This window comes from Streptomyces crystallinus (assembly GCF_039521265.1).
Classification (GTDB): domain Bacteria; phylum Actinomycetota; class Actinomycetes; order Streptomycetales; family Streptomycetaceae; genus Streptomyces; species Streptomyces crystallinus.
The window spans coordinates 117,904-142,911 of record NZ_BAAACA010000064.1 but is presented as its reverse complement, the minus strand read 5'-3'; the positions used below and the strand labels follow the sequence as shown (position 1 = coordinate 142,911).

23 protein-coding genes are annotated in these 25,008 nt (G+C 73.1%); 10 read left to right on the top strand and 13 right to left on the bottom strand.

Features of this window, described 5'->3' with window-relative positions; all coding sequences use genetic code 11:
• The first annotated feature begins 122 nt into the window (after positions 1-122).
• Positions 123-371, top strand: coding sequence for a hypothetical protein (locus ABD236_RS33270; RefSeq protein WP_344080831.1), 249 nt, complete (start codon positions 123-125; stop codon positions 369-371).
• Here ABD236_RS33270 and ABD236_RS33265 read toward each other — a convergent pair.
• Entirely contained in the window at positions 368-1,009 is a 642-nt protein-coding gene (locus ABD236_RS33265) for an HAD family hydrolase (RefSeq protein ID WP_344080828.1), read from the bottom strand. The two genes, ABD236_RS33270 and ABD236_RS33265, sit on opposite strands and share 4 nt — an antisense overlap.
• A gap of 416 nt (positions 1,010-1,425) precedes the next feature.
• A complete protein-coding gene (locus ABD236_RS33260; protein ID WP_344080825.1) occupies positions 1,426-2,421 on the bottom strand; it encodes a hypothetical protein in 996 nt (331 codons plus the stop codon).
• An 81-nt stretch (positions 2,422-2,502) separates the two neighbouring features.
• Between ABD236_RS33260 and ABD236_RS33255 the strand changes: the two genes are divergently transcribed.
• Both ABD236_RS33255 and ABD236_RS33250 read left to right on the top strand, forming a co-directional pair.
• Positions 2,503-5,061, top strand: a complete 2,559-nt coding sequence (locus ABD236_RS33255) for a helicase-associated domain-containing protein (protein ID WP_344080822.1) — start codon at positions 2,503-2,505, stop codon at positions 5,059-5,061.
• 284 nt (positions 5,062-5,345) lie between these two features.
• Positions 5,346-6,995, top strand: a complete 1,650-nt coding sequence (locus tag ABD236_RS33250; protein ID WP_344080819.1) for a DNA repair helicase XPB — start codon at positions 5,346-5,348, stop codon at positions 6,993-6,995.
• On the opposite strand, the gene ABD236_RS33245 is transcribed toward ABD236_RS33250, so the two are convergent.
• Positions 6,976-8,139, bottom strand: a complete 1,164-nt coding sequence (locus tag ABD236_RS33245; protein ID WP_344081021.1) for a glycosyltransferase 87 family protein — start codon at positions 8,137-8,139, stop codon at positions 6,976-6,978. The two genes, ABD236_RS33250 and ABD236_RS33245, sit on opposite strands and share 20 nt — an antisense overlap.
• 179 nt (positions 8,140-8,318) lie before the next feature.
• On the bottom strand, positions 8,319-8,510 hold the full coding sequence (locus ABD236_RS33240) for a hypothetical protein (protein ID WP_344080816.1): 192 nt from the start codon (positions 8,508-8,510) through the stop codon (positions 8,319-8,321).
• Positions 8,511-8,874: 364 nt separating this feature from the next.
• On the opposite strand from ABD236_RS33240, the gene ABD236_RS33235 reads away from it, so the two are divergent.
• Positions 8,875-10,926 (top strand): HelD family protein, encoded by a 2,052-nt coding sequence (locus ABD236_RS33235; protein WP_344080813.1) that lies wholly within the window; start codon positions 8,875-8,877, stop codon positions 10,924-10,926.
• Positions 10,927-11,032: 106 nt separating this feature from the next.
• Here the strand turns inward: ABD236_RS33235 and ABD236_RS33230 are convergent, their stop codons facing one another.
• Positions 11,033-11,365 (bottom strand): ArsR/SmtB family transcription factor, encoded by a 333-nt coding sequence (locus tag ABD236_RS33230; protein ID WP_344080810.1) that lies wholly within the window; start codon positions 11,363-11,365, stop codon positions 11,033-11,035.
• 90 nt (positions 11,366-11,455) lie between these two features.
• Here ABD236_RS33230 and ABD236_RS33225 point away from each other — a divergent pair, with 90 nt between their 5' ends.
• The 3 genes from ABD236_RS33225 to ABD236_RS33215 all read left to right on the top strand — a co-directional run bounded on the left by ABD236_RS33225 (position 11,456) and on the right by ABD236_RS33215 (position 14,820).
• Positions 11,456-12,643, top strand: a complete 1,188-nt coding sequence (locus ABD236_RS33225; RefSeq protein WP_344080807.1) for an MFS transporter — start codon at positions 11,456-11,458, stop codon at positions 12,641-12,643.
• A 129-nt stretch (positions 12,644-12,772) separates the two neighbouring features.
• On the top strand, positions 12,773-13,447 hold the full coding sequence (locus ABD236_RS33220; protein WP_344080804.1) for a hypothetical protein: 675 nt from the start codon (positions 12,773-12,775) through the stop codon (positions 13,445-13,447).
• A gap of 143 nt (positions 13,448-13,590) precedes the next feature.
• Positions 13,591-14,820 carry an LmeA family phospholipid-binding protein gene (locus ABD236_RS33215; RefSeq protein WP_344080801.1) on the top strand — a complete coding sequence of 410 codons (1,230 nt, stop codon included), beginning with the start codon at positions 13,591-13,593 and terminating at the stop codon, positions 14,818-14,820.
• Positions 14,821-14,866: 46 nt separating this feature from the next.
• On the opposite strand, the gene ABD236_RS33210 is transcribed toward ABD236_RS33215, so the two are convergent.
• Together ABD236_RS33210 and ABD236_RS33205 are read right to left on the bottom strand one after the other, a co-directional pair.
• On the bottom strand, positions 14,867-15,556 hold the full coding sequence (locus tag ABD236_RS33210; protein ID WP_344080798.1) for a copper homeostasis protein CutC: 690 nt from the start codon (positions 15,554-15,556) through the stop codon (positions 14,867-14,869).
• A gap of 121 nt (positions 15,557-15,677) precedes the next feature.
• On the bottom strand, positions 15,678-16,916 hold the full coding sequence (locus ABD236_RS33205; RefSeq protein WP_344080794.1) for an alpha/beta hydrolase family protein: 1,239 nt from the start codon (positions 16,914-16,916) through the stop codon (positions 15,678-15,680).
• A 537-nt stretch (positions 16,917-17,453) separates the two neighbouring features.
• On the opposite strand from ABD236_RS33205, the gene ABD236_RS33200 reads away from it, so the two are divergent.
• Positions 17,454-18,086 carry an HD domain-containing protein gene (locus tag ABD236_RS33200; RefSeq protein WP_344080791.1) on the top strand — a complete coding sequence of 211 codons (633 nt, stop codon included), beginning with the start codon at positions 17,454-17,456 and terminating at the stop codon, positions 18,084-18,086.
• Between the two features lie 17 nt (positions 18,087-18,103).
• Here ABD236_RS33200 and ABD236_RS33195 read toward each other — a convergent pair whose 3' ends face one another.
• Positions 18,104-18,373: a DUF4031 domain-containing protein gene (locus tag ABD236_RS33195; RefSeq protein WP_344080788.1), complete on the bottom strand. Its 270-nt coding sequence runs from the start codon at positions 18,371-18,373 to the stop codon at positions 18,104-18,106.
• A complete protein-coding gene (locus ABD236_RS33190; protein WP_344080785.1) occupies positions 18,370-18,741 on the bottom strand; it encodes a hypothetical protein in 372 nt (123 codons plus the stop codon). The genes ABD236_RS33195 and ABD236_RS33190 overlap by 4 nt, the downstream gene beginning before the upstream one ends.
• A gap of 90 nt (positions 18,742-18,831) precedes the next feature.
• On the opposite strand from ABD236_RS33190, the gene ABD236_RS33185 reads away from it, so the two are divergent.
• Together ABD236_RS33185 and murQ are read left to right on the top strand one after the other, a co-directional pair.
• A complete protein-coding gene (locus ABD236_RS33185) occupies positions 18,832-19,752 on the top strand; it encodes a MurR/RpiR family transcriptional regulator (RefSeq protein ID WP_344080782.1) in 921 nt (306 codons plus the stop codon).
• 42 nt (positions 19,753-19,794) lie between these two features.
• Positions 19,795-20,712 (top strand): N-acetylmuramic acid 6-phosphate etherase, encoded by a 918-nt coding sequence (gene murQ / locus ABD236_RS33180; protein WP_344080779.1) that lies wholly within the window; start codon positions 19,795-19,797, stop codon positions 20,710-20,712.
• Between the two features lie 88 nt (positions 20,713-20,800).
• Here murQ and groL read toward each other — a convergent pair whose 3' ends face one another.
• The 4 genes from groL to thrC all read right to left on the bottom strand — a co-directional run bounded on the left by groL (position 20,801) and on the right by thrC (position 25,004).
• Entirely contained in the window at positions 20,801-22,423 is a 1,623-nt protein-coding gene (gene groL, locus ABD236_RS33175; protein WP_067162842.1) for a chaperonin GroEL, read from the bottom strand.
• Between the two features lie 345 nt (positions 22,424-22,768).
• Complete coding sequence (locus ABD236_RS33170; RefSeq protein WP_005315736.1) at positions 22,769-22,972, bottom strand: cold-shock protein; 204 nt, start codon at positions 22,970-22,972, stop codon at positions 22,769-22,771.
• A gap of 409 nt (positions 22,973-23,381) precedes the next feature.
• On the bottom strand, positions 23,382-23,660 hold the full coding sequence (locus ABD236_RS33165) for a MoaD/ThiS family protein (RefSeq protein WP_344080773.1): 279 nt from the start codon (positions 23,658-23,660) through the stop codon (positions 23,382-23,384).
• A gap of 33 nt (positions 23,661-23,693) precedes the next feature.
• A complete protein-coding gene (thrC, locus tag ABD236_RS33160; RefSeq protein ID WP_344080770.1) occupies positions 23,694-25,004 on the bottom strand; it encodes a threonine synthase in 1,311 nt (436 codons plus the stop codon).
• Positions 25,005-25,008 lie beyond the last annotated feature (4 nt).

Here is a 25,008-nt window from a genome sequence, read left to right as displayed (position 1 = left end):
ACGGCTCTGGATAGCACAGCAGCGGGTCGCCTTCGGACCCGCCGACACCAAGGCTAATGGTCCAGAGGCTGCTGACAAGACGTCCCGGCGGGTCCTTACGGGCAGGGAACTACCCTGACCGAGTGAGTAACGAAACCCAAGCGAATTCGGCCAGCGACGAGTCGAACAGCGGCGACCGGCTGGTTCGCGCCGGTGTCCTCGTCTTCTTCGTCGGCGCGCTCGCCACGCTGGTCACGGTGGCGCCGCTGTTCCTGCACACGACGCCGTTCCCGCCGGTCGCGTACGCGGTGTGCATGCTGATGGGTGTGGGGTTCCTGATCGCGGGGGTGGGTGTGGTGCGGTCGGTGCGGTCGGACCGGGGTGCGGCCTAGCCCCGTTCCGCTGTCGCGGCCGTGCTGAGGTACGCCTTCCACCACGGGCGGAACTCCGTGAGGTCGGTGAGGACGACGTCCGCGCCCGCCTCGCGCAGCTCCTGCGCGCCGATGGAGCCGGTCGGTACGGCGACCGAGAGGGCGCCCGCGGTGTGCGCGCCGCGCACGTCTCCGGTGTGGTCGCCGACGTACACCGAGGCGCCGTGCGCGCGCAGCGCCCGCGCCTTGGCCTCCGCCCACAGCCCGCCGACGAGCTCGTCCGGCTCCAGGCCGAGATGGGTGAGGTGCAGGGCGGCCTGCGGCCGGTTCTTGGCGGTGACGACGATCGCCCGGCCGCCGGACTCCTGGACGGCGCGGATCGCGTCGGCGGCGCCGGGGAGGGCGGTGGTGGGGGTGATGGCGTACGTGGGGTACAGCTCGCGGTAGCGGGCGACCATCTCCGGGACGCGGTCCTCGGGGAACCAGTGGCTCAGCTCCCACTCCAGCGGGGGCCCCAGGCGGCTGACGGCGGCGTCGGCGTCTATGGGGGTGCGGGTGTCCTCGGCGAGGCGTCGGTAGCAGGCGTGGATGCCGGGGCGGGAGTCTATGAGGGTCATGTCGAGGTCGAAGCCGACGACGGTGACGGGGTGGGGGACCATGCGCCCATTGTGGGGCCCGCGCCCCCGACCCCCGCTACGCGCTCGTCCCCGGCCCGGCGGTCGGCTGGTCGCGCAGTTCCCCGCGCCCCTGGAAACCCTCGTTCGTCTGCGGACCGTGGCGGGCTGGTCGCGCAGTTCCCCGCGCCCCTGAAAAACCCCGTTCGTCTGCGGATCGTGGCCGGTTGCTCGCGCAGTTCCCCGCGCCCCTGGGGGACTGGGGTCGGCCGAAGAACTCAGCTCAGCCGCAGGCTTTCAGGGGCGCGGGGAACTGCGCGAGAAGCGGCCACCGGGCCGCAGTCGACGAACCACCCAGGGGCGCGGGGAACTGCGCGAGCAACCCGCCACGGTCCGCAGGTGACGCCCGGCCGCCCGCCAGAGGGCTTTCGGGAAGGGGCGGGGTGGGGAAAACAACACCCTTAGCGCGGACGCTGGCTGCGCCACGTCAAGAACGCCGCCGACGCCAGCGCAGCGCCCCGCACCACCCAAGGCCACACCCCCGCCACCGCGTCCCCCATCGCCCCCTCCGCGATAGGCGAACCCCACCGCCCGGACTGCCGCCCCCACAACCACACCAGCCCCCCGGCGACCGCCAGCCCCGGCAACCCCAGCACCGCCCACTTCGTCTCCGCAGGAGTGAGGCGCCGCGACGCGTACGCCAGGAGCCAGCCGCCGCCCAGGGCCAGCCAGTTGCCCAGGACCGCCCCGACCACCAGCAGCACGGCCGCCGCCAGCAGGAGCGGGCTGGTGAGGGCGGGTCGCGGGAGACGGGACGCCCAGGTCCGGCGGGCCGCGGGCGGCTCCTCCTCCACCGGCTCCCCGGAAGCCGAGAGAGACGCGGACGCGGACGCGGACTCGGCCTCGGATTCAGGCCCGGGCTCGGGCTCCGGCGGCCGCAGTATCTCCGGGATCTCCACCCCGCCCACGAACCCCGCCACCGACTCCCCGGGGCCGCCCCCCACGAACGGGCCCGGCTCGATCCGCCACCAGTCCGGCTCGCCCTGCGAGGAGCCCAGCTCGTCCATGCCCGCGAGGTGCGGCGGCGCCGCGGCCGTACTCGGCGGCGCGGGCGGGGGCGACGACGCGCGCGGGCGCGGGAAGACCGGACGGCGGCCCCGGCCGCCGTCGCGCTGCCCCGGCACCCCCTTGCCCGCCGCCTCCACCTCCGGCGGCGCCTCGTACCCGCCGGCCGTGGTCATGGACTCGACCACCTCGTCCGGCGTACCGAGCCGCCCCAGGATCCGGCGCACCGCCGCGGGGGAGTCGGCGCCGGACTTCGCCCGTCTGCGGTCGATCTCGTCCCGCAGCGAGGACACCAGCCGCATCCGGGCCGCCGACGGCAGCTGCCGCTGCTGGGCCAGGTCGCCGATCCGGCTCAGATAGTCGTAGACCAGCTGGTCGCTCTCGATCCCCACACCGTTCCCCTCCGTGCCCCGCCGGGGCCCGCCGCCGCCTCCCTGCCCTGACGGTAGCGCGCAGCGGCTACCGTGGGGCGGATGGGGACCGGCGAGCGCGACCAGGAGGCGCACGTGTCCGAAGAAAGCAGCGGAGCGGGGCGGACGAGCGGTGGCGACGCCGCCGGTGCGAGCCGTGCCGCCGCCGCGCCCCGCACCCTCGCCGAGGCCCTCCGCGCCCGCTCCGACGCCTCCCTCGCCGCCCTGCTGCACGCCCGGCCCGACCTGCTCACCCCCGTACCGAACGATCTGACCCAGCTGGCCACCCGGGCCGGGACGCGGGCCTCCGTCGTACGGGCGCTGGAGCGGCTCGACCGGTTCGCGCTGCAGACCGCGCAGGCCCTGGCCGTGGCGCCGGACCCGGCGGCGTACTCCGTACTGCTGGCGCTCCTGGCGGGCGACGAGGGCGACGCGGCCGTCGAGGACGCGCTGCCGGGGGCGCTCGCGGGGCTGCGGGAGCAGGCGCTGGTGTGGGGGCCCGACGAGCGGCTGCGGCTGGTGCGCACCGCCCGCGAGCTGCTCGCGCCCTCCCCCGCGCACCCCTCCCCCACCGGCCTCGGCCCGACCGTCGCCGAGGCCACGGCCGGGATGTCGCCGGGGCGGGTGCAGGAGATCCTCCAGACGGCGGGACTGCCCGCCACGCATGACCCGGTGTCCGCCGTCGCCGCGCTGACCTCGCTCTTCACCGACCGCACCCGGATGTCGGCGCTCCTTGACACCGCCCCGCCGGAGGCGCTCGCGGTGCTCGACCGGCTGGTCTGGGGGCCGCCGTACGGAGAGGTGTCGGCGGATCCGGCGCCGCCGGTGCGCTGGCTGCGCGACCACGGGCTGCTGCTGCCGACGTCGGCGCGCACGGTCGTGCTGCCGCGCGAGGTCGCCCTGCATCTGCGCGCCGGGCGCGCACACCGGGCGCCCGAGCCGGTGGCGCCCGCCGTCGCGCCGGCCAAGGAGTACAAGCCCCGGGTGGTGGACTCCGCCGCGGCCGGGCAGGCCCTGACCGCGCTGACCATGGTCGAGGACCTGCTCGCCGAGTGGAACGAGGGCGGGCCCGCCGTGCTGCGCGCGGGCGGACTGAGCGTACGTGACCTGAAACGGACGGCCGCGGGCCTGGACACCACCGAACAGGCCGCCGCTTTCTGGCTCGAACTCGCCTACGCGGCGGGCCTTCTGGCCTCCGACGGCGAGGCGGACGAGCGGTACGCGCCGACGCCCGCGTACGACGAGTGGCTGGAGCTGCCGCCCGCCGAGCGCTGGTCAAGGCTGGCCGCGGCCTGGCTCGCCGCCACCCGTACGCCCGGTCTGGTCGGCGAACAGGACGTCCGCGCCCGCACCCTGGCCGCGCTCGGCCCCGACCTGGACCGGTCCCCGGCGCCGGAGGTGCGGCGCCGGGTGCTCGACCTGCTCGCGCTGCTCCCCGAGGGGACCGCGCCGGACCCGGAGACGCTGCTCGACCGGCTGCGCTGGGAGCACCCGACCCGTACCGGCCCCGACGACCTGCGGCCCCGGCTGGCCCGGTGGACGCTGGCCGAGGCCGAGTGGCTGGGGGTGACGGGCCGGGGCGCGCTCGCCGCGCACGGGCGGGCGCTGCTCGGCGCGGGCGGGGACGGCGAGACCCCAGGGGGCCGGCGGCCGAGCGCCACCACGGCCCCGCTGCTGGGTCTCGCGGCCGCCGCCGCGCTGGCGCCGCACCTGCCCGAGCCCGTCGACCACGTACTGCTCCAGGCCGACCTGACCGCCGTCGCGCCCGGACCGCTGCGGCGGCCGCTCGCCGCGACCCTGAACGTGCTGGCGGACATCGAGTCGAAGGGGGGCGCGACGGTCTACCGCTTCACGCCCGCCTCGGTGCGCCGCGCCCTGGATGCCGGGCAGGCCGCCTCCGACCTGCACGCGTTCCTGGCCGCGCACAGCGCCACGCCCGTCCCGCAGCCGCTCAGCTACCTCATCGACGACGTGGCCCGCCGCCACGGGCATCTGCGGGTGGGCGCCGCCTCCGCGTACGTACGCTGTGACGACGACGCGCTGCTCGACGAGATCGTCGCGGACAAGCGGTCGGCCGGGCTGCGGCTGCGCCGGCTGGCCCCGACCGTGCTCGCCGCCCAGGCCGACCCCGCGTCCCTGCTGGAGGGCCTGCGCGCGATGGGCTACGCGCCGGCCGCCGAGTCCGCCGAGGGCGATGTGGTGATCACCCGCGCCGACACCCGCCGCACCCCGCCCCGTACCGCCCCCGCGCCCGTGCCGGAGGGGCCGCCGCTGCCCGACGAGACGCTGCTCGGCGCGGCGGTCCGGGCGATCCGGGCGGGCGACGAGGCCGCCACGGTCGTCCGCAAGGAGGCGCCGCGCACCGCGCCCGCCGAGCCGGGCGGGCTGCCCCGCACCACCGCCGCCGAGACCCTGGCCACCGTCCAGGCGGCCGTGCTGACCGGCTCGGCGCTGTGGATCGGCTACGTCAACGCCGACGGCGCCGCCAGCCAGCGGGTGATCGCGCCGGTGCGGGTGGAGGGTGGGTTCGTGACGGCGTACGACCATACGGCCGACGAGGTGCGTACGTATCCGCTGCACCGGATCACGGGTGTCGCGGAACTGGCGGACGACCCGGCCTGAGCGTGCCCCTTTTGCCCGGTCTTTGTCTGCGGGCCGGTGGTGGGCTGGTCGCGCAGTTCCCCGCGCCCCTGAAAAACCTCGTTCGTCTGCGGGTAGTGGCCGGTTGCTCGCGCAGTTCCCCGCGCCCCTAAAAGCCTGTGGCTGAGCTGGCTTTTCCGGCTGTGGCCGACTACCCAGGGGCGCGGGGAACTGCGCGGGCAACCCACCACTCACCCGCGGACGAACCCCGGGCCCCACAGCTGAGGCACACTAAAGGTTTGGCACCTGCGGAGGGATGTAGGTACGTGAACGGGCCATTGATCGTCCAGTCGGACAAGACCCTGCTCCTGGAAGTCGACCACGAGCAGGCCGACGCCTGCCGCCGGGCCATCGCCCCGTTCGCGGAGCTGGAGCGGGCGCCGGAGCACATCCACACCTACCGGCTGACCCCGCTCGGGCTGTGGAACGCGCGCGCGGCCGGGCACGACGCCGAGCAGGTGGTGGACGCGCTCGTCGAGTTCTCCCGCTACCCCGTCCCGCACGCCCTGCTCGTCGACGTCGCCGAGACGATGGCGCGCTACGGACGGCTCACCCTGAGCAAGCACCCGGTACACGGCCTGGTGCTGACCACCACCGACCGTCCGGTGCTGGAAGAGATCCTGCGCTCCAAGAAGATCGTCCCGCTGGTCGGCGCCCGGATCGACGCGGACACCGTCGCCGTGCACCCCTCCGAGCGCGGCCAGATCAAGCAGACCCTGCTGAAGCTCGGCTGGCCCGCCGAGGACCTCGCGGGGTACGTGGACGGCGAGGCGCACCCCATCGAGCTCGCCGAGGACGGCTGGGCCCTGCGGCCGTACCAGAAGCAGGCCGTCGAGGGGTTCTGGCACGGCGGCAGCGGGGTGGTCGTGCTCCCCTGCGGCGCGGGCAAGACGCTGGTGGGGGCGGGCGCCATGGCGCAGGCCAAGGCCACCACGCTGATCCTGGTCACCAACACCGTCTCGGCCCGGCAGTGGAAGCACGAGCTGGTCAAGCGCACCTCGCTGACCGAGGACGAGATCGGCGAGTACAGCGGGACCCGCAAGGAGATCCGGCCCGTCACCATCGCCACGTACCAGGTGCTCACCACTCGCCGTAAGGGCGTCTATCCGCACCTGGAGCTCTTCGACTCGCGGGACTGGGGGCTGATCGTCTACGACGAGGTGCACCTGCTGCCCGCGCCGGTCTTCAAGTTCACCGCCGACCTCCAGGCCCGGCGGCGGCTCGGGCTCACGGCGACGCTGGTGCGCGAGGACGGGCGCGAGTCGGACGTCTTCTCGCTGATCGGGCCGAAGCGCTTCGACGCGCCGTGGAAGGAGATCGAGGCGCAGGGCTACATCGCGCCCGCCGACTGCGTGGAGGTGCGGGTCAATCTGACCGACTCCGAGCGCCTGGCGTACGCGACGGCCGAGACCGAGGAGAAGTACCGGTTCTGCGCGACCACCGCCACCAAGCGGAAGGTCACCGAGGCGCTGGTACGGAAGTTCGCGGGCCAGCAGATCCTGGTGATCGGGCAGTACATCGACCAGCTCGACGAGCTCGGCGAGCATCTGAACGCGCCGGTGATCAAGGGCGAGACGCCCAACGCCCAGCGCGAGAAGCTCTTCGAGTCCTTCCGGCAGGGCGAGATCTCCGTGCTCGTCGTCTCCAAGGTCGCCAACTTCTCGATCGACCTGCCCGAGGCGACGGTCGCCATCCAGGTCTCCGGCACCTTCGGCTCACGGCAGGAGGAGGCCCAGCGCCTCGGCCGCGTCCTGCGCCCGAAGGCCGACGGCCACCAGGCGCACTTCTACTCGGTGGTGGCCCGCGACACCCTCGACCAGGACTTCGCGGCCCACCGCCAGCGCTTCCTGGCCGAGCAGGGGTACGCGTACCGGATCGTGGACGCGGACGACTTGCTCACGGGGGATGCGGGCTGAGTCGTTGTTCGTCTGCGGGTGGGCTGTGGTTGCTCGCGCAGTTCCCCGCGCCCCTGGAAGCGCCCCTGCGGGGCGCCCAGGGGATTGCCGGGCAGCGGCCCCCCAGCACCGCCAGCCCCAGCAGCGCGTACGGAGACGCCAGCGGCTGCTGCCACCACGGGAGGTGGAGGTCCAGGTCGCCCGCGTGCGGCACCAGCCACAGCGTGCGGGCCGTGAACACCACCGCGACCGCGACAGCCGTACGCACCCGGCCCTCGGCCACCAGCACCGCCAGCAGCGGGACGCACCACACCCAGTGGTGCGACCAGCTGACGGGGGAGACGAGCAGCGCGGTGAGGGCCGTGACCAGGACGCCCCAGCGCTCGTCCGCGCGGCGGGCCGTCCACAGGCCCGCCGCCGCCACGGCCACCGCCACCGCCGCCCACACCGCGCCGGGCGCGGGCGTGTGCAGCAGCCGGGCCAGCAGGCCCTGGAGCGACTGGTTGTCGACGATCCACGCCTTGCCGACCCGGTCGGTCTCGAAGAGCCGCCGGGTCCAGAAGTCGACGGTGGCGCGGGGCAGGACGAGCGCGCCGAGCAGCACGGTCCCGGCGAACGCGGCGGCGCCCGTCGCCGCCTCCCGCCGCCGCCCCTTCAGCAGCGCGTACAGCAGGAAGAGCGCCGGAGTCAGTTTGATGCCCGCCGCGATGCCGACGGCGACGCCCTTGCCCCGGGAGCCGGGCGGACGGTGGAGGTCCCCGAGGACCAGACAGGCCAGGGCGAGGTTGATCTGGCCGAACAGCAGCGTCTGGAACACCGGTTCAAGCCAGAGCCCGGCGGCGGTCGCGGCCAGGAGGGCGGCGGGGCCGGGCGTGATCCGGGCGAAACGGCAGGACAGCCGTACCAGGAGGGCGAGCAGCAGCGCGTTGCCGACGGCGAAGACGGCCTTGAGCACCGGCACGGGCAGCCAGGCGGTCGGCACGAACAGGAGCGCGGCGAACGGGGGGTAGGTGGCGGGCAGCTGCCAGCGGGTGACGGTGAAGCCGTACAGATCGGTGCCGTGCGCGACGGCCGTGCCTTCCGCCCGGTAGACCAGGGCGTCCGCCATGGGAACGCGGGTGGCGACGCAGAGCGCCGTGAGCGCGGCGAGGGAGAGGGCGAGCAGGACGGCGCCTGTCGCGGGTGGGACGGCAGAGGGGCTGGCCGCAGGTGTTTCCGTCGGTGAACGGTCGGTCACGGTCCGGTACTTCACGGCCGTGACCCTAGAGGATCACACGATCACGAAGGGGCAGGCTCGGGCCCGGCGAGCCCGGCGAGCCCGGGGGCCGGACGGGCGGCTCGGGTTCAGCGGTGGCGGCGCACGCCCGCCTCTTCCGAGTACTCCCCGAGGACGACGACGCTCAGGGCGGCGCCGGCGAAGGCCTTGGCGGCGCGCAGGGCGTTGCCGACGCGGTGCGGCGCGTGGTCGGCGCCGGTGGCGGTGGCGCCCCGGGGGGAGGGGACGGTGGGCCGGGAGGTCATGGTCACGGTGCTCATGTATCCATGGTGCTCCCCGGTCCCTCCCGTTTCATCGCTCTGCGGGCTGAACCCGTGGCGTCCCCGTATCCACCTGTGGTCGAACGCCATCCCCTACGGGTAGGACCCCGGCCCCTAGGGTCCGTACCAGGGTCTGACCCGCCCGCCCTCCGGAGCCGCCGGGAAAATTCGTTTCGCCCGCCCAGAGGCGCACCACTACAATCGCCCTCCCCCCCCTCACGCTCTCGATGAGCAGGGGGCACCCCCACCCCGCCTCCCTCCGAGGAGTGCCGCCGCCCGGACGGAAACCGGCCGGCCGCCGAAGCCGCAAGGCGATCCGCAGCCCCGTCCAGCCGCCCGATCAGCCGCCCGGAGGAAAGCCCCCGTGTCCACGCACGCCCCCGAAGACCCCCTCAGCCGCGAGCGCGCCCATCTCCGCGAGTCGCGTGCGGCCCTGCGCGCGATGCGTGAGGACGTGGAGAACCTCGACATCAAGGACGTCACCGCGAACTGGGTGAACGCGGCCGTCCTGCAACGCCAGATCGACGACCGCGTCAAGGCGCTCGCGGACCTCTCGCACACCCCGCTCTTCTTCGGCCGCCTCGACTATCTGCACGCGCCGGGCGCCGAGGTGGCCGAAGGCGCCGAGGGCGAGCAGTTCTACATCGGGCGCCGCCATGTGCACGACGCCGAGGGCGACCCGATGGTGATCGACTGGCGTGCGCCGGTCTCCCAGCCGTTCTACCGCGCCTCCCGCAAGGACCCGCAGGACATCGGGCTGCGCCGCCGCTTCGGCTACACCGGCGGCGAGCTCACGGCGTACGAGGACGAGCACCTCACCGACCCCGCCGAGGCGGCCACCACCAGCAAGCTGCTCCAGGCGGAGATCGAACGGCCGCGCGTCGGCCCGATGCGCGACATCGTGGCGACGATCCAGCCCGAGCAGGACGAGATCGTCCGGTCCGGGCTCAGCGGGTCCGTCTGCGTCCAGGGCGGCCCCGGCACCGGCAAGACGGCCGTCGGCCTGCACCGGGTGGCGTACCTCCTCTACGCGCACCGCGAGCGCCTGGCCCGCACCGGCACGCTGGTCATCGGGCCGAACGCGTCCTTCCTGCACTACATCGAGCAAGTGCTGCCCGCGCTCGGTGAGTTGGAGGTCAAGCAGGCGACCGTGGACGACTTGGTGGCGCACGTCGAGGTGCGGGGCGCCGACGAGGCGGCCGCCGCGGTCGTCAAGGGCGACGCCCGGATGGCCGAGGTGCTGCGCCGCGCGGTCCGCTCGCACGTGACGCTGCCCACCGAGCCGCTGGTGGTGGTGCGCGGCTCGCGTCGGTGGCGGATCCCGGCGTACGAACTGGAGGAGATCGTCCGCGAGTTGCAGGCGCGGGACATCCGCTACGGCGCCGCCCGGGACGCCCTGCCGCAGCGCATCGCGCACGCCGTGCTCGTACGGATGGAGCAGGCGGGCGAGGCGCCCGACGACCGGGTGCAGGACGCGGTGGCCCGCAACGCGGCGGTGAAGGCGGCCGTGAAGGAGCTGTGGCCGCCGGTCGACCCGGCGAAGCTGGTGCTGCGGCTGCTCTCGGACGCCGACTTCCTGGCCGCGCACGCGGAGGGCGTCCTCACCCCCGACGAGCAGAAGACGATCCTGTGGGCCAAGCCCGCGCGGAGCGTGAAGGGCGCCAAGTGGTCGGCGGCGGACGCGGTGCTGATCGACGAGGCGAACGACCTGGTGGCGCGCACCCACTCGCTCGGTCATGTGGTGGTCGACGAGGCGCAGGACCTCTCCCCCATGCAGTACCGGGCGGTCGGGCGCCGCTGTTCGACCGGCTCGGCGACGGTCCTGGGCGACCTGGCGCAGGGCACCACGCCCTGGGCGACCGCGAGTTGGGACGAGGCGCTGCGGCATCTGGGCAAGGCGGACGCGGTGGTGGAGGAGCTGACGGCGGGCTTCCGGGTGCCGCGCGAGGTGATCGCGTACGCCTCGCGGCTGCTGCCGTCGATCTCGCCGGGCCTGGCGCCGGTGGAGTCGGTGCGGGAGACCCCGGGCTCGCTGGCCGTGCGCGCCTCGGACCCGGCCGAACTGGACGCGGACGTGCTCGCCGCCTGCCGTGAGGCGCTGGAGCACGAGGGCTCGATCGGTCTGATCGCGGCGGACGCCCGGATCCCGGTGCTGGCCGGGGCGCTGACGGCGGCGGGCCTGGCGTTCCTGGACCCCGGCGAGGAGACGACGGCCGCCTCCCGCCTCACCCTGGTCCCCGCGTCCCTGGCGAAGGGCCTGGAGTACGACTACGTGGTCCTGGACGAGCCCTCGGCGGTGGTCGACGGCGAACCGGACGAGCGCACGGGCCTGCGCCGCCTGTACGTGGCGCTGACCCGGGCGGTCTCCGGCCTGACGGTCTGCCACGCGTCAGCGCTGCCGGAGCAGTTGGCCTGAGACCTACGCTTCCGGGAGCCGCCTCCCGAGCAACTTGCCCGACCCCCATCCCCCTTAGGGGCGCGGGGAACTGCGCGACCAGCCCACGACGACCCGCACCCAACCACTAGGCGGGCAGCGCAGCGATCAGCGCGTCCAAGAGGCCGGGGAACCGGGCGTCCAGGTCGTCCCGGCGCAGCCGTACATACCGGCTGCGGCCGACGACCCGGGTCGAGGTGACCCCGGCCTCTCGCAGAATGCGCATATGGTGCGAGACGGTCGACTTGTGCAAGTGGTCCAGTCCCAGCGCGCCCGGCGCGCAGCTGTACTGCTCCCCGTCCGCGTACACCTTCAGCAGCGCCAGCCGTACGGGGTCGCCGAGCGCGTGCAACACCTTGACCAGCTCGATCTCCGCGGTGTCGGGCTGCTCCAGCCACTGGCCGCCCTGTTCGTCACCCATCCCGGCACTCTCCCTCCCGCAAGAATCGTTTGACAAACATCAAACCATTCCGCGATCGTTTGATGCACATCAAACGATACGGGGGAACTGATGCGCCTACGCCTGCTCCTGCTCGCCCTGGGCACCTTCGCCGTCGGTACGGACGGGATGGTGATCGCCGGAATCCTGCCGCTGGTCTCCGACGACCTGGACGTCTCCGTCTCGGCGGCGGGCCAGATGATCACCGTTTTCGCGCTCGCGTACGCGGTGCTCGCGCCGGTCCTGGCCACGGTGACGGCGAAGTGGCCGAGGCTGCGCACGCTGCTGACGGCGCTGGTGGTCTTCACCGTGGCCAACGCGCTCTCCGCGCTCGCGCCGACCTTCGGTCTGCTGCTCGCCACCCGCGTCCTCGCGGCCGTGGGCGCGGCCCTCTACACCCCCACCGCCAACGCCGTGGCCACCGCGCTCGTCCCGCCGGAGCGGCGCGGCCGGGCCATCGCCACGGTGATGGGCGGGCTGACCGTGGCCACCGCGCTCGGGGTGCCGCTGGGCACCTGGATCGGCCGGACGGACTGGCGGCTGACGATGTGGCTGGTCACGGCGCTCGGCGCGGCCGCGTTCGCGGGGGTCGGGCTGATGCTCCGGGGGCTCCCGGCGCCCCAGCCCTCGCCGGGGCTGCGGACCCGGCTCGCCCCGCTGGGCGACCGCCGGGTGCTCGGGGCGGCGGCGACCACGTTCCTGGTCTTCCTGGCCGTCCAGACGGTGTTCATCTACTTCACGGTGGCGGCCGAGCCCGCGACCGGCGGCGACCAGTCGAAGCTGACCCTGCTGCTCCTGGTGTCGGGCGCGTTCTCGGTGGTGGGCAGCTCGTTCGGCGGCCGGGTGGTGGACCGCTGGGGCCCGAGGGCGGTGATCCTGACGGGCGGCGCGGTCGCGGCTGCGGTGACGCTGGCCCAGCCGTGGCTGATGCGGTCGATGGCGACGGCCGTGATCGCGTCGGCCGTGAACCCGCTCGCGGGCTGGTCGGTGGCGGTCGCCCTGCCCGCCCGGCTGGTGGCGCTCGACCCGCCCGCCGCGCCGCTGCTGCTCTCCCTGAACAGCAGCGCGCTGTATCTGGGCGTGGCGGGCGGCGGCGTCACCGGCAGCGCGGCGATCGCGGTGCTCGGCGAGCGCTGGTTCCCGTTCGCCTCGACGCTGCTGATGCTGGCGGCGATCGCCCTCGCCGCGGCGACCACCCGCCGGGCCGCGTCGGCGCCGGCTGACCCCGCCCGTAGCGCTTTCGTCCTGGGCAAGTCATGAAACGGCCACGGGGCCGGGCATATCGGTCAGCGTGGTGGCGGGTCGTCACGGAATTGCATTAGGAACTCTGTTCGCAGGGATCGCAAAGGCGGTCCACAGCATCACCGCTTCAACGGGGGAGTACGAACAGTGAGCAGTTCTGTCATGCGCCGCGGCGGCCGGTTCAAGCTGGCGTCGGTGGGTCTGGTGGTCGTCGGTTCGCTGGCGCTGAGCGCGTGCAACGGGGACGACGGGGCGGACAAGCCGGTCGGCGGGGCGACGCCGACGCCGTCCGCCCCCTCGTCCTCGGCGCCGTCCAGCCAGCCGTCCGAGCAGCCCTCGGCGCCCGCGGCCGGCGGCGCCGCCGGCCAGGCCAAGGGCGGCCAGACCTTCAAGCTCGGCCAGGCCGCGCAGTTCCCGTTCACGTACGGCACCACCACGAAGGGCGAGATCGCCCTCACCGTGGACGCGATCGAGAAGGGCGCCCCCGCCGACCTCGCGCCGCTCAAGCTCGGCGACAAGGTGAGCGGGAAGGTCCCGTACTACATCCGCTACACGGTCAAGAACGTCGGCACGACGGACCTGGCGTACGCCTCGGTCAGCCATATGAAGGGCCACCTCGGCGACGGCGGCGAGGCGCAGAACCTGATGATCATCGGCAGCTTCGACAAGTGCCCGAACGACTCCCTGCCCAAGGGCTTCACCCACGGCAAGACGCAGAAGGGCTGCGCGATCGCGCTGGCCCCGTCGGCGACGACGAAGGTCGTGTCGGCGGAGTACTGGGGCGACCCCTTCACCACGGGTGAGGGCATCTACTGGAAGTAGCGGGGCGGACGTGCGCCAGGGGCGGCCGCGCAACTGGCCGCCCCTCCACGTGCTTTGCGCCACAGGCGGCCCGCGTCGCCGCTGTCACACCCGTACGAAGATCGCATGTGTGATGGGATGAGGTGATGCGACCCCCCACACGCATGCCGTCCCGTCCCCGCAACCCGTACGACGAACTCGCGGCACTCGCCGACCCCGAGCCGGGTCTCGACCCCGCGCCCCGGCCCCGGGTCCTGCCGCTCGACCTGGGCCGGCTGCACGCCGAGCCGGAGGACGAGCCGTGGTCGCCGCCCGACCACCGGCGCTCCGGGAACGGCCGCCGCGCCAGGCGCACCCGGCGCCGCCGCCGCAGCCCGTTCGCCGTGCTGCCGCGCCTCGCCAAGCTGGTGTGCGCGCTGGTCGTGGGCATCGGGTTCCTGGTGCTCGCGGACCGGTGCGCGGTGATGTACGCGGAGAAGAAGGCCCAGCGCGCGCTCCAGGACGAGCTGCGCCTCGAAGCCGCCCCGCAGGTGGACATCCACGGCTTCCCCTTCCTCACCCAGGTCCTGGACAAGCATCTGACGCGGGTGGACGTCACCGTGCCGCATGTGGCGGCCGACCGGGTCTCGCTCACGAAGGTGCAGGCCAGCGCGCGGGACATCAAGCTGACGGGGGATCTGCCGAGCGACATCCGCAGTGCGGTCATCGGCGACCTCGACGGCCGGGTCACCCTGTCCTTCGACGACATGAACCGCGAACTCACCGCCTCGCGGCTCAAGTTCAGCAAGGTGAGCGACGACACGGTGGGCGCGGACGGCAAGTTGAGCATCGCCGGACAGGAGCTGCGCGTACGGGCCAGGGCCCAGGTGCGGCTCGTCGGCACCAGCGGGCTGTCCACGGACGTCGACGGCATGAGCCTCGACATGCCGGGCATCGCCACCTACCGGCCGGGCCGCAACCGCGGCCTCACCCTGCACCGGGAGTCCGCCGAACTCCTCAGCCGGGACACGGCCCGGGTGAAGGCGCTGCTGTCGGCGCCGGCGGTGGTGCGGCGGCTCGGGGTGCCGCAGCAGGACGTACGAGCGGCGCTGCGCAGCGACGCGAAGCTGCACGAGCTGGTCGGCACACCCCGGTTCGTGGAACAGCTGACGCAGGTCAACCTCGTCGACGTGGTGGCCGACCACCCCTGGCTGCTGTCGAAGATCGGCGTCGACCCGAAGCTGATCACCGGCCTGCTCGCGATGCGCCCGCCGGAGCTCTCCGACCGCCTGTCGTTCTCGTTCACGCTGCCGAGCCAGGCGCGGGAGCTGCGGGTGCGGGGTGTGCGGGTGGAGGAGCGGGGTGTGGTGGCGCGGGTGTCCGGGGTGGAGGTGGGGGTGGGGAAGGGGCGGTAGCCGCCCCTTCCGGGGCCACCCGGGGGCGAGCCCCCGGCCGTACCCCTTACGCGTCCAGCGCCCCGCGCCACCGCGCGACCGCCTCGGCCGCCACCGGCCCGTCCCAGCCGTGGGGCCGCGAGGCGCCGCCGATGTGGACCGCGTCGACCCCGGCGCCGAGCAGCCGCGGCAGGTGGTCGAGGCGGAGGCCGCCGCCGACGAGGATGCGGGGCTCGTAGCCCGGCTCGCCGGACCGCCCCGCCTCCGCGATCAGGGTCGCCAGCCCCTCGTCGACGCCCTCGGCGGCTCCCGCTGTCAGATACGTGTCGAGCCCGGCCAGGCCCGAGAGCTCCTTGCGCAGGGCGTCGCGGTCGGCGGCGCGGTCGATGGCCCGGTGGAACGTCCAGCGGCACCCGTCCAGCTCGGCCACCAGCGCCCGTACCGCCGCCATGTCCGGCGCCCCGGTCTCGTCGAGGAACCCGAGGACGAACTCGTCCGCGCCCTCCGCCCGCAGCGCCCGCGCGTCCCTGACCAGCGCGTCCACGTCGCCCGCCGCGAAGCCGTCGGCCGAGCGGAGCATCACGCGCAGCGGGATGTCCACGGCGGCGCGGATCGCCACGAAGGTCTCCCGGGAGGGGGTCAGGCCGTCGGCCGCCATGTCGGTGACCAGCTCCAGCCGGTCCGCCCCGCCGGCCTGCGCCGCGACCGCGTCGGCCACATCGAGGGCGATCACCTCAAGCAGTGCACGGTTGCTCATCTGACCCCAATTCCTCGGCTGTCCTACAGGTCGACAGGTCTAGTCCAATAACAGCCTACGCGCCGAGGTGCGCGATCGCATGACCCAGGGGTACGGCGGCCGGGGCGCGGCCTTCCGGCTCTCACTCCACGAACCGCACCTCCGGCCACTGCCGGGAGGGCCGCTCCAGCAGCCCCGCGTCGTCGCGGCCGCGCAGCCACCGGTCGAAGAAGGCGGACACGTACGCCTTCTGGGCGTCGACCGACCGTACGGGGTCGATGGCGCCGACGTTCTTGACGACGAACTCGCGGGGCAGCCCCAACTGGCGGGCGATCTGCGGCACCTGCGACTGGAGGTCGGTGAAGGAGGCGTGCGCGGAGCCGGCGAGGGTCAGGTCCCGGTGCCAGCCGGTGCTGTGCTCCCAGGCGCCGCCCCAGGAGGCGACGGTGTGGTGGTTGTCGCCGTCCATGCCCATGAGGAGCAGCGGCCGGTCGACGCCGTCGGTGGCGACGGACGAGGGGTTCGCCGGGTCGTCGTCGCGCTCGGTGTAGCCCATCACGCCGTCCATGTTGAGCGCGGCCCTGATGCGGCGGTCGTCGTGCATGGTCTGCGCGGCGGTGAAGCCGCCCGCCGACTGCCCGAACATCCCGACGGACCCGAGGTCGAGGAGGCGCCCGAGCGGGCCCGGCAGGTGGCACAGCTGGTCGAGGACGAACCGGGTGTCGGCGACGCGGACGTCGACGACCTTCTTCAGCAGCGCCACGATGTGCTCGGGCCCGGCCTCCTTCGCCCGGGCGTACTCGCGCCCCAGCACGCTGAGTTCGAGCCGCTGCCGGGGGAACTCCACGACCTGGGCGTCATACGTGTGGTCCATCATGACCACGACATAGCCGCGCGAGGCGAGCTCGTCGCAGAGCGTGGTGCCGAGGGTGCGGGGGTCGCTGGCGCCGGGCGAGTAGAGGACGACGGGGAAGCCGGCGGGGCGGGTGGGGCGGGCGACGGGGGCGTGGGTGTGGGCGTGGCTGCGGGTGGCACGCCAGTCGACGGTGCCGGCGGTCCCGATGCCGCTGCTCCGGCCGTACGCGTCGGCCGCGGCCGGGGTCATCTGCGGCGCCCGCTCGTACCCGTGCACGGCCCGCGCCGGGTACCGCACCCCCACCATCAGCTCCCGGCACTCCCGCGCCTCCCACGGGTCGCGCCGCGCACGGTCGACGAGCCGGAGGCTGAAGGTGCCGACGGGGTGGGGGCCGGTGGGGGGTGGGAGCTGGGTGCGGGCGGGGGTGGTTGCGGGGGCGGCGGTGGCTGGGGTGTGGGTGAGGAGGGTGGTGGTGGCGGTGAGGGCGGCGGCGGTGAGGACGGTACGGCGAGACGGCGTGATCATGCGTTGAATGTCCCACCACCGGTTCCTCACGCCAATCGGGTAAGCCCCCGGGGCGGGGTCGGGGTACCCCGAGGGGCGCCCGGCCTTTGTCTGCGGCTCCCCTTTTGGGCCCGGTCCTTGTCTGCGGGTGAGTGGCCGGTTGCTCGCGCAGTTCCCCGCGCCCCTTATTGGCCCGGTCTTCGTCTGCGGCTGAGTGGTGGGTTGCTCGCGCAGTTCCCCGCGCCCCTAACCCCTCTTTCATCTGCGGACCGTGGCCGCTTCTCGCGCAGTTCCCCGCGCCCCTAGGGGGTGCGCCGCAGCCGGAGAATCCCGCTCAGCCACGGATCTTTTAGGGGCGCGGGGAACTGCGCGAGCAACCGGCCACCGGGCCGCAGACGAAGACCGGGCCGATAAGGGGCGCGGGGAACTGCGCGACCAGCCACCCACCCAGCCGCAGACGAAGGCCGGGCGGATCAGGGGCGCGGGGAACTGCGCGAGCAACCCGCCACCGGGTCGCAGACGGGGTCCGGGCACCAGGGGGCCCATTACGCTCGGGGCATGGTCGATCTGTCCGTCCGCTGGGCCGCAACCCTTACCGCCGCCCGCCGATCCCCCACCCCCGACCCCACCCCCTACGCCACCAACCTCCTCACCCGCTGGGCGGAGCCGCACCGCAAGTACCACACCACCGCCCACCTCACCCACGTCCTGCACCGCATCGACACCCTCGCCGAACACGCCGAGGACCCCGAACTCGTACGGCTCGCCGCCTGGTTCCACGACGCCGTGTACCGGCCGGACCGCTCGGAGAACGAGGAGCGCAGCGCCGCGCTGGCCGAACGGGCGCTGCCCGAGGCAGGGTTGGACGAAGGGAGCACCGCCGAAGTGGCCCGGCTCGTCCGCCTCACCGTCACCCACGACCCCGCCGACGGCGACACCAACGGCGAGGTCCTGTGCGACGCGGACCTCGCGGTGCTCGCCGGGGACCCGGAGGAGTACGCCGCGTACGCCGCCGCCGTCCGCGAGGAGTACGCCTTCGTCCCGGACGACGCGTTCCGCGCGGGCCGCGCCCAGGTCCTGCGCCAGCTCCTCGCCCTGCCCAGGCTGTTCCGTACCCCGTACGGAAGCAGGGAGTGGGAGGCCCGCGCCCGCGAGAACCTGACGACGGAGCTGGAGCTCCTCACGGACTGAGAGCCCGAGGGACCGAGCTACGGCGCCGGGCGCCCCTTCGGCCGCCGCAGCCCCGCCCCCGTCAGCCGCCGCACCAGCTCCTTGGACCCGACCTCCACCGCCCCGGCCCGCACCGCGTCCGCGTACCGCGTCGACGGCACGTCGTAGTGGTCGCGCTCGAACGCCCGCGGCGGGCAGCCGATGGCGGCCGCGAAGGCGTGCAGCTCCTCGTACGACACATCGCTGACCAGGTGCGACCAGAGGCGGCCGTGGCCCGGCCAGGTCGGCGGGTCGATGTAGAGGGTCATCCGAGGGCGCCCGTGCCCAGGCCGCCGACCGGGGCCACCGTCACGCCCGCCTTGCCGCACACCCAGTGCGGGTCGGGGCCGAGCTCGGGCTCCACGTCCAGCGCGTGCGGGTCCCCGGCGTCGCACACCGGGCAGATGGGCCAGCGGCCGTACCTCTCCAGGAGCGCGTCCTGCACATCCTGCGCGACCAGCCCGGCGACGTACTGCACCCCGTCCGGCCACTGCTCCACCCACCAGCGGCGGTGCGTCACCGCGTCCTCGACCAGCGAGACCACATCGGCCTGGGCCACGTCGCGCGCGGCCAGGTCCGCCAGCACCAGGGCGCGGGCGGCGTGCAGGTACTGCTCCAGGGGGTCGACGTCGTCCATGCAGCCATTGTCACCCCATCCGCCACATCCTCCCGTCCGGGGCCGGGCCAGGGAGTTGACCCGGCCTCCGTACGAAAATACCTTTCAGGGGTGACCCATGACGTGAAGGAAATTTTCACCGGCGCCTCGGCTCCCCCGGCCCCCGCCGCCCTCGCGGCCAAGGTGCGCACCCTCGCGCCCTCCATGACCCGCTCGATGCAGCGGGTCGCCGAGGCCGTCGCGCAGGACCCGGCCGGCTGCGCCGCCCTCACCGTCACCGGCCTCGCCGAGCTCACCGGCACCAGCGAGGCCACCGTGGTCCGCACCGCCCGGCTGCTCGGCTACCCCGGCTACCGCGACCTGCGCCTCGCGCTCGCCGGGCTCGCCGCCCAGCAGCAGTCCGGGCGCGCCCCGGCCGTCACCGCCGACATCGCCGTCGACGACCCCATCGCGGACGTCGTCGCCAAGCTGGCCTACGACGAGCAGCAGACCCTGGCCGACACCGCGGCCGCCCTGGACACCGGCCAGCTCGGCGCCGCCGTCGCCGCCCTCGCCCAGGCCCGCCGCATCGACGTCTACGGGGTGGGCGCCTCCTCGCTCGTCGGCCAGGACCTCGCCCAGAAGCTGCTCAGGATCGGCCTGATCGCGCACGCCCACACCGACCCGCACCTCGCCGTCACCAACGCCGTGCAGCTGCGCTCGGGGGACGCGGCGGTCGCCATCACCCACTCCGGCTCGACCGGCGACGCCATCGAGCCGCTGCGCGTCGCCTTCGACCGGGGCGCCACCACCATCGCCATCACCGGCCGCCCCGACGGCCCCGTCTGCCAGTACGCCGACCACATACTGACCACCTCGACCGCCCGCGAGAGCGAGCTGCGCCCGGCCGCGATGTCGTCCCGCACGAGTCAACTCCTCGTCGTGGACTGCCTGTTCGTCGGGGTCGCCCAGCGCACCTACGAGACGGCCGCCCCCGCGCTGGCCGCCTCCTACGAGGCGCTCGCGCACCGCCGCAGCCCGCGCACCCGCTGACCCCGGGTGCCCTCGCACACGTACGGAAAGAGCAGCGCTGTCATGACTTCCACGTACGGGGAACTCCGCGCCCAGCTGGCCGCGTTGACCACCGAGGCTTTCCGGCCCGAGCTCGCCGACATCGACCGGCTGCCGACCGCCGAGATCGCCCGCCTGATGAACAGCGAGGACGCCGGCGTCCCGGCGGCCGTCGCCGCGCAGCTGGAGCGGATCGCCGCCGCCATCGACGCCACCGCCGAGCGGATGGGCCGCGGCGGGCGCCTGGTGTACGCGGGCGCGGGCACCGCCGGGCGGCTCGGCGTCCTGGACGCCAGCGAGTGCCCGCCCACCTTCAACACCGACCCGGCGCAGGTCGTCGGGCTGATCGCGGGCGGGCCGAAGGCCCTCGCCAGCTCCGTCGAGGGCGCCGAGGACTCCAAGGAGCTGGCCGCCGCCGACCTGGACGCGCTCGGGCTGACCGCGCTCGACACGGTGGTCGGCGTCTCCGCCTCCGGCCGCACCCCGTACGCGGTGGGCGCCGTGCAGCACGCCCGGGCGCGCGGGGCGCTGACGATCGGCCTGGCCTGCAACGCGGGCTCGGCCCTCGCCGCCGCCGCCGAGCACGGCATCGAGGTGGTGGTGGGGCCCGAGCTGCTGACCGGCTCCACCCGGCTGAAGTCCGGCACCGCCCAGAAGCTCGTCCTCAACATGATCTCGACGATCACCATGATCCGGCTCGGCAAGACGTACGGGAACCTCATGGTCGACGTCCGGGCCTCCAACGAGAAGCTGCGCGCCCGCTCCCGCCGGATCGTCGCGCTGGCCACCGGGGCGGACGACGACCGGATCGAGACGGCCCTGACGGCCGCCGACGGCGAGGTGAAGACGGCGATCCTGATGCTGCTGGCGGACGTGGACGCGGCCACCGCCAACCGCCGCCTGTCGCAGACCCAGGGCCGGCTGCGGGCGGCGCTGCCGTAGGCCCCGCCGCCGGCACGCCGAAGGGCGGCACCCCCAGCGGGGTGCCGCCCTCCGTACGCAACCGGGCTCGCCGATCCTTCGAGAAGGATCAGAAGTCCATGTCACCGCCCGGCATGCCGCCCGGAGCGGCCGCGGCGGCCTTCTCCGGCTTGTCGGCGATGACGGCCTCGGTGGTGAGGAACAGCGCGGCGATCGACGCAGCGTTCTGCAGCGCGGAGCGCGTGACCTTCGCCGGGTCGATGATGCCCTCGGCGATCATGTCGACGTACTCGCCGGTCGCGGCGTTCAGACCGTGGCCGACGGCCAGGTTGCGCACCTTCTCGACGACGACGCCACCCTCGAGACCACCGTTGACGGCGATCTGCTTGAGCGGGGCCTCCAGGGCGAGCTTCACGGCGTTGGCGCCGGTCGCCTCGTCACCCGACAGGTCCAGCTTCTCGAAGACCGAGGAGGCCTGGAGCAGGGCCACGCCACCGCCGGCGACGATGCCCTCCTCGACGGCCGCCTTCGCGTTGCGCACGGCGTCCTCGATGCGGTGCTTGCGCTCCTTGAGCTCCACCTCGGTGGCGGCGCCGGCCTTGATGACGGCCACGCCCCCGGCCAGCTTCGCCAGGCGCTCCTGGAGCTTCTCGCGGTCGTAGTCCGAGTCCGAGTTCTCGATCTCGGCGCGGATCTGGTTCACGCGACCGGCGACCTGCTCGCTGTCACCGGCACCGTCGACGATGGTGGTCTCGTCCTTGGTGATGACGACCTTGCGGGCGCGGCCGAGCAGGTCGAGACCGGCGTTCTCCAGCTTGAGGCCGACCTCCTCGGAGATGACCGTGCCGCCGGTGAGGATGGCGATGTCGTTCAGCATCGCCTTGCGGCGGTCGCCGAAGCCCGGGGCCTTGACGGCGACGGACTTGAAGGTGCCGCGGATCTTGTTCACGACCAGGGTCGACAGGGCCTCGCCCTCGACGTCCTCGGCGATGATCAGGAGCGGCTTGCCCGACTGCATGACCTTCTCGAGGAGCGGCAGCAGGTCCTTGACCGAGCCGATCTTCGAGTTGACGATCAGGATGTACGGGTCGTCGAGCGCGGCTTCCATGCGCTCCATGTCGGTCGCGAAGTACGCCGAGATGTAGCCCTTGTCGAAGCGCATGCCCTCGGTGAGCTCGAGCTCCAGACCGAAGGTCTGGGACTCCTCGACCGTGATGACGCCTTCCTTGCCGACCTTGTCCATCGCCTCGGCGATGAGCTCGCCGATCTGGGTGTCGGCGGCGGAGATGGAGGCCGTCGAAGCGATCTGCTCCTTGGTCTCGACATCCTTGGCCTGCTCCAGGAGCGCACCGGAGACGGCCTCGACGGCCTTCTCGATGCCGCGCTTCAGGGCCATCGGGTTGGCACCGGCGGCCACGTTGCGCAGACCCTCACGCACCAGCGCCTGGGCGAGGACGGTCGCGGTGGTCGTACCGTCACCGGCGACGTCGTCCGTCTTCTTGGCGACTTCCTTGACCAGCTCGGCGCCGATCTTCTCGTACGGGTCCTCGAGCTCGATCTCCTTGGCGATGGAGACACCATCGTTGGTGATCGTGGGGGCGCCCCACTTCTTCTCGAGGACGACGTTGCGGCCCTTGGGGCCAAGGGTGACCTTTACGGCGTCGGCGAGCTGGTTCATCCCGCGCTCGAGACCGCGCCGTGCCTCCTCGTCGAACGCGATGATCTTGGCCATGTGAAGTGGTCCTCCCGGACAGGGGTGGCGTTCTTCGTGGACCGCGCCGGTGCCCGCGACGGACGGCCTGCGACCCTTGTGGTTCCTTGCCCCACGAGGTCCGCGGGCCTCACTGACCCGATCCAAGTTCTGTCACTCTCACTCGGAGAGTGCTAAGCCCAATGATTAGCACTCGGCCCAGGAGAGTGCAAGGCCGCCCCGTCGCCCCGGCCGGGTCCCGGACACCCCGCGCGCCGGTGGCGGGGCCGGGCGCCGGGCCCGGAACACACACGTGGGGCCCGCATCCATTTACAGAGGATGCGGGCCCCACGGGCCTGTGTGCGTCGGTGGCCGATCGCGCCGAGATCAGACGGCGAGCTTGACCATGTCCGCCTGCGGACCCTTCTGGCCCTGCGAGATCTCGAACTCGACTCGCTGACCTTCTTCAAGGGTGCGGTACCCGTCCATCTGGATCGCGCTGTAGTGGACGAAAACATCCGCACCACCGTCGACCGCGATGAAGCCGTACCCCTTCTCCGCGTTGAACCACTTGACGGTGCCCTGAGCCATGCCTAACTCCCCTATTACTGGCCCTTGCACGGGACCGCACTTCGCGGACCCGGGTCAGACCTCACCCTCCGACAGGAGAGGGTGTGCGCCGGAACGCGTCGACCGCGGCTGAATGTATCTGCCCAACTGCCCTCTGCAACAGGTCAATCGGACGAGAATTCCGGGCACGGGTCAGGAGCGGAATGCCGCCTATTCCAGCATTCCGGGGCAAGTCGGGCCGGGCAAAGCGCACTTAAGGAGCAATATGCTCGAACACTTTGACTGCTTCTCGACGCCCGTTCGTCGCGTTCTCATATGCGCGTGGCATGGACAACGAAGGGGACTTCCCCACTGTACCGCGCTCAACCACACTGAATTGCCCCCTCCGCTTAGCTTGCGGAGGGGGCAATTCAGGTAACGCAGCGTAGGTTCAGCAACCGCCCGCGACGGCCGGAATGATCGAGACCCCGGCGCCGTCCGGCGTCGCCGTCTGAAGACCCTGCTCGAAGCGGACGTCGTCGTCGTTGACGTACACGTTGACGAAGCGGCGCAGCTTGCCCTGGTCGTCCAGGACCCGGGCGGCGATCCCGGTGTGGTTCTTCTCCAGGTCGGCGATGACCTCGGCGAGGGTGGCCCCCTCGGCCGCGACCTCGGCCTTGCCGCCGGTGTAGGTGCGGAGGATGGTGGGGATGCGGACGTTGACGCTCATGGGCTTCCTGCCTTCCGTCTGGGAGCTGGTGGGTCAGCCGGCCAGGCCGGCGTCGCGGAACGCGTCCAGGCTCGGGCGGATGGTCGCGGTCGGGCCGGTGGTCGGCGCCACCGCGTCCAGGGTCTTGAGGCCGTCGCCCGTGTTCAGGACGACAGTAGTCAGGCTCGGGTCCAGCAGCCCGTTCTCGATGAGCTTCTGTGTGACGCCGACCGTGACGCCGCCCGCGGTCTCGGCGAAGATGCCCTCGGTCCGGGCGAGCAGCTTGATCGCGTCGACGACCTGCTCGTCGTTCACGTCCTCCACCGCGCCGCCGGTGCGCCGGGCGATGTCCAGGACGTACGGGCCGTCCGCCGGGTTGCCGATGGCCAGCGACTTGGCGATGGTGTCCGGCTTCTGCGGCCGTACGACGTCGTGGCCCGCCTTGAAGGCGGTGGAGACCGGAGAGCACCCCTCCGCCTGGGCGCCGAAGATCTTGTACGGCTTGTCCTCGACCAGGCCCAGCCTGATCAGCTCCTGCAGCCCCTTGTCGATCTTCGTGAGCTGGGAGCCGGAGGCGATCGGGATGACGATCTGGTCGGGCAGCCGCCAGCCGAGCTGCTCGCAGATCTCGTACGCCAGCGTCTTGGAGCCCTCGCCGTAGTACGGGCGCAGATTGACGTTCACGAAGCCCCAGCCCTCGCCGAGCGGGTCGCCGATGAGCTCCGAGCAGAAGCGGTTGACGTCGTCGTAGTTGCCCTCGATGCCGACGAGCTCGCCGCCGTACACCGCGGCCATGACGACCTTGCCCTGCTCCAGGTCGTGCGGGATGAAGACGCAGGAGCGCAGCCCCGCCCGGGCGGCGGCCGCGCCGACGGCGCCCGCGAGGTTACCGGTGGAGGAGCAGGAGAGCGTGGTGAAGCCGAAGGCGCGGGCGGCCTCGACGGCGATGGCTACGACGCGGTCCTTGAAGGAGTGCGTCGGGTTGCCGGAGTCGTCCTTCACGTACAGGCCGCCGGTGACGCCCAGTTCACGGGCGAGATTGTCGGCCTTGACGAGCTTGGTGAATCCCGGATTCAGGTTGGGCTTTTCAGCCACATTGGCCGGAACAGGCAGCAGGGGCGCATAGCGCCAGATGCTGTTCGGGCCCGCTTCGATCCGCTTGCGGAGCGCCTCGGGGTCACCCGTGGGAAGGTCGTACGCGACTTCGAGCGGACCGAAACACAGGGCACAGGCGAAGACGGGGCCGAGCTCGAACCGCTCCCCGCATTCCCGGCAGGAAAGCGCGGCGGCGGGACCGAGGTCCACGGCGTCGGCGGCATTCGTGGTGGTGGCGTCGGTGGCGTTCTCAACGGTCTGCACAGCCATGATG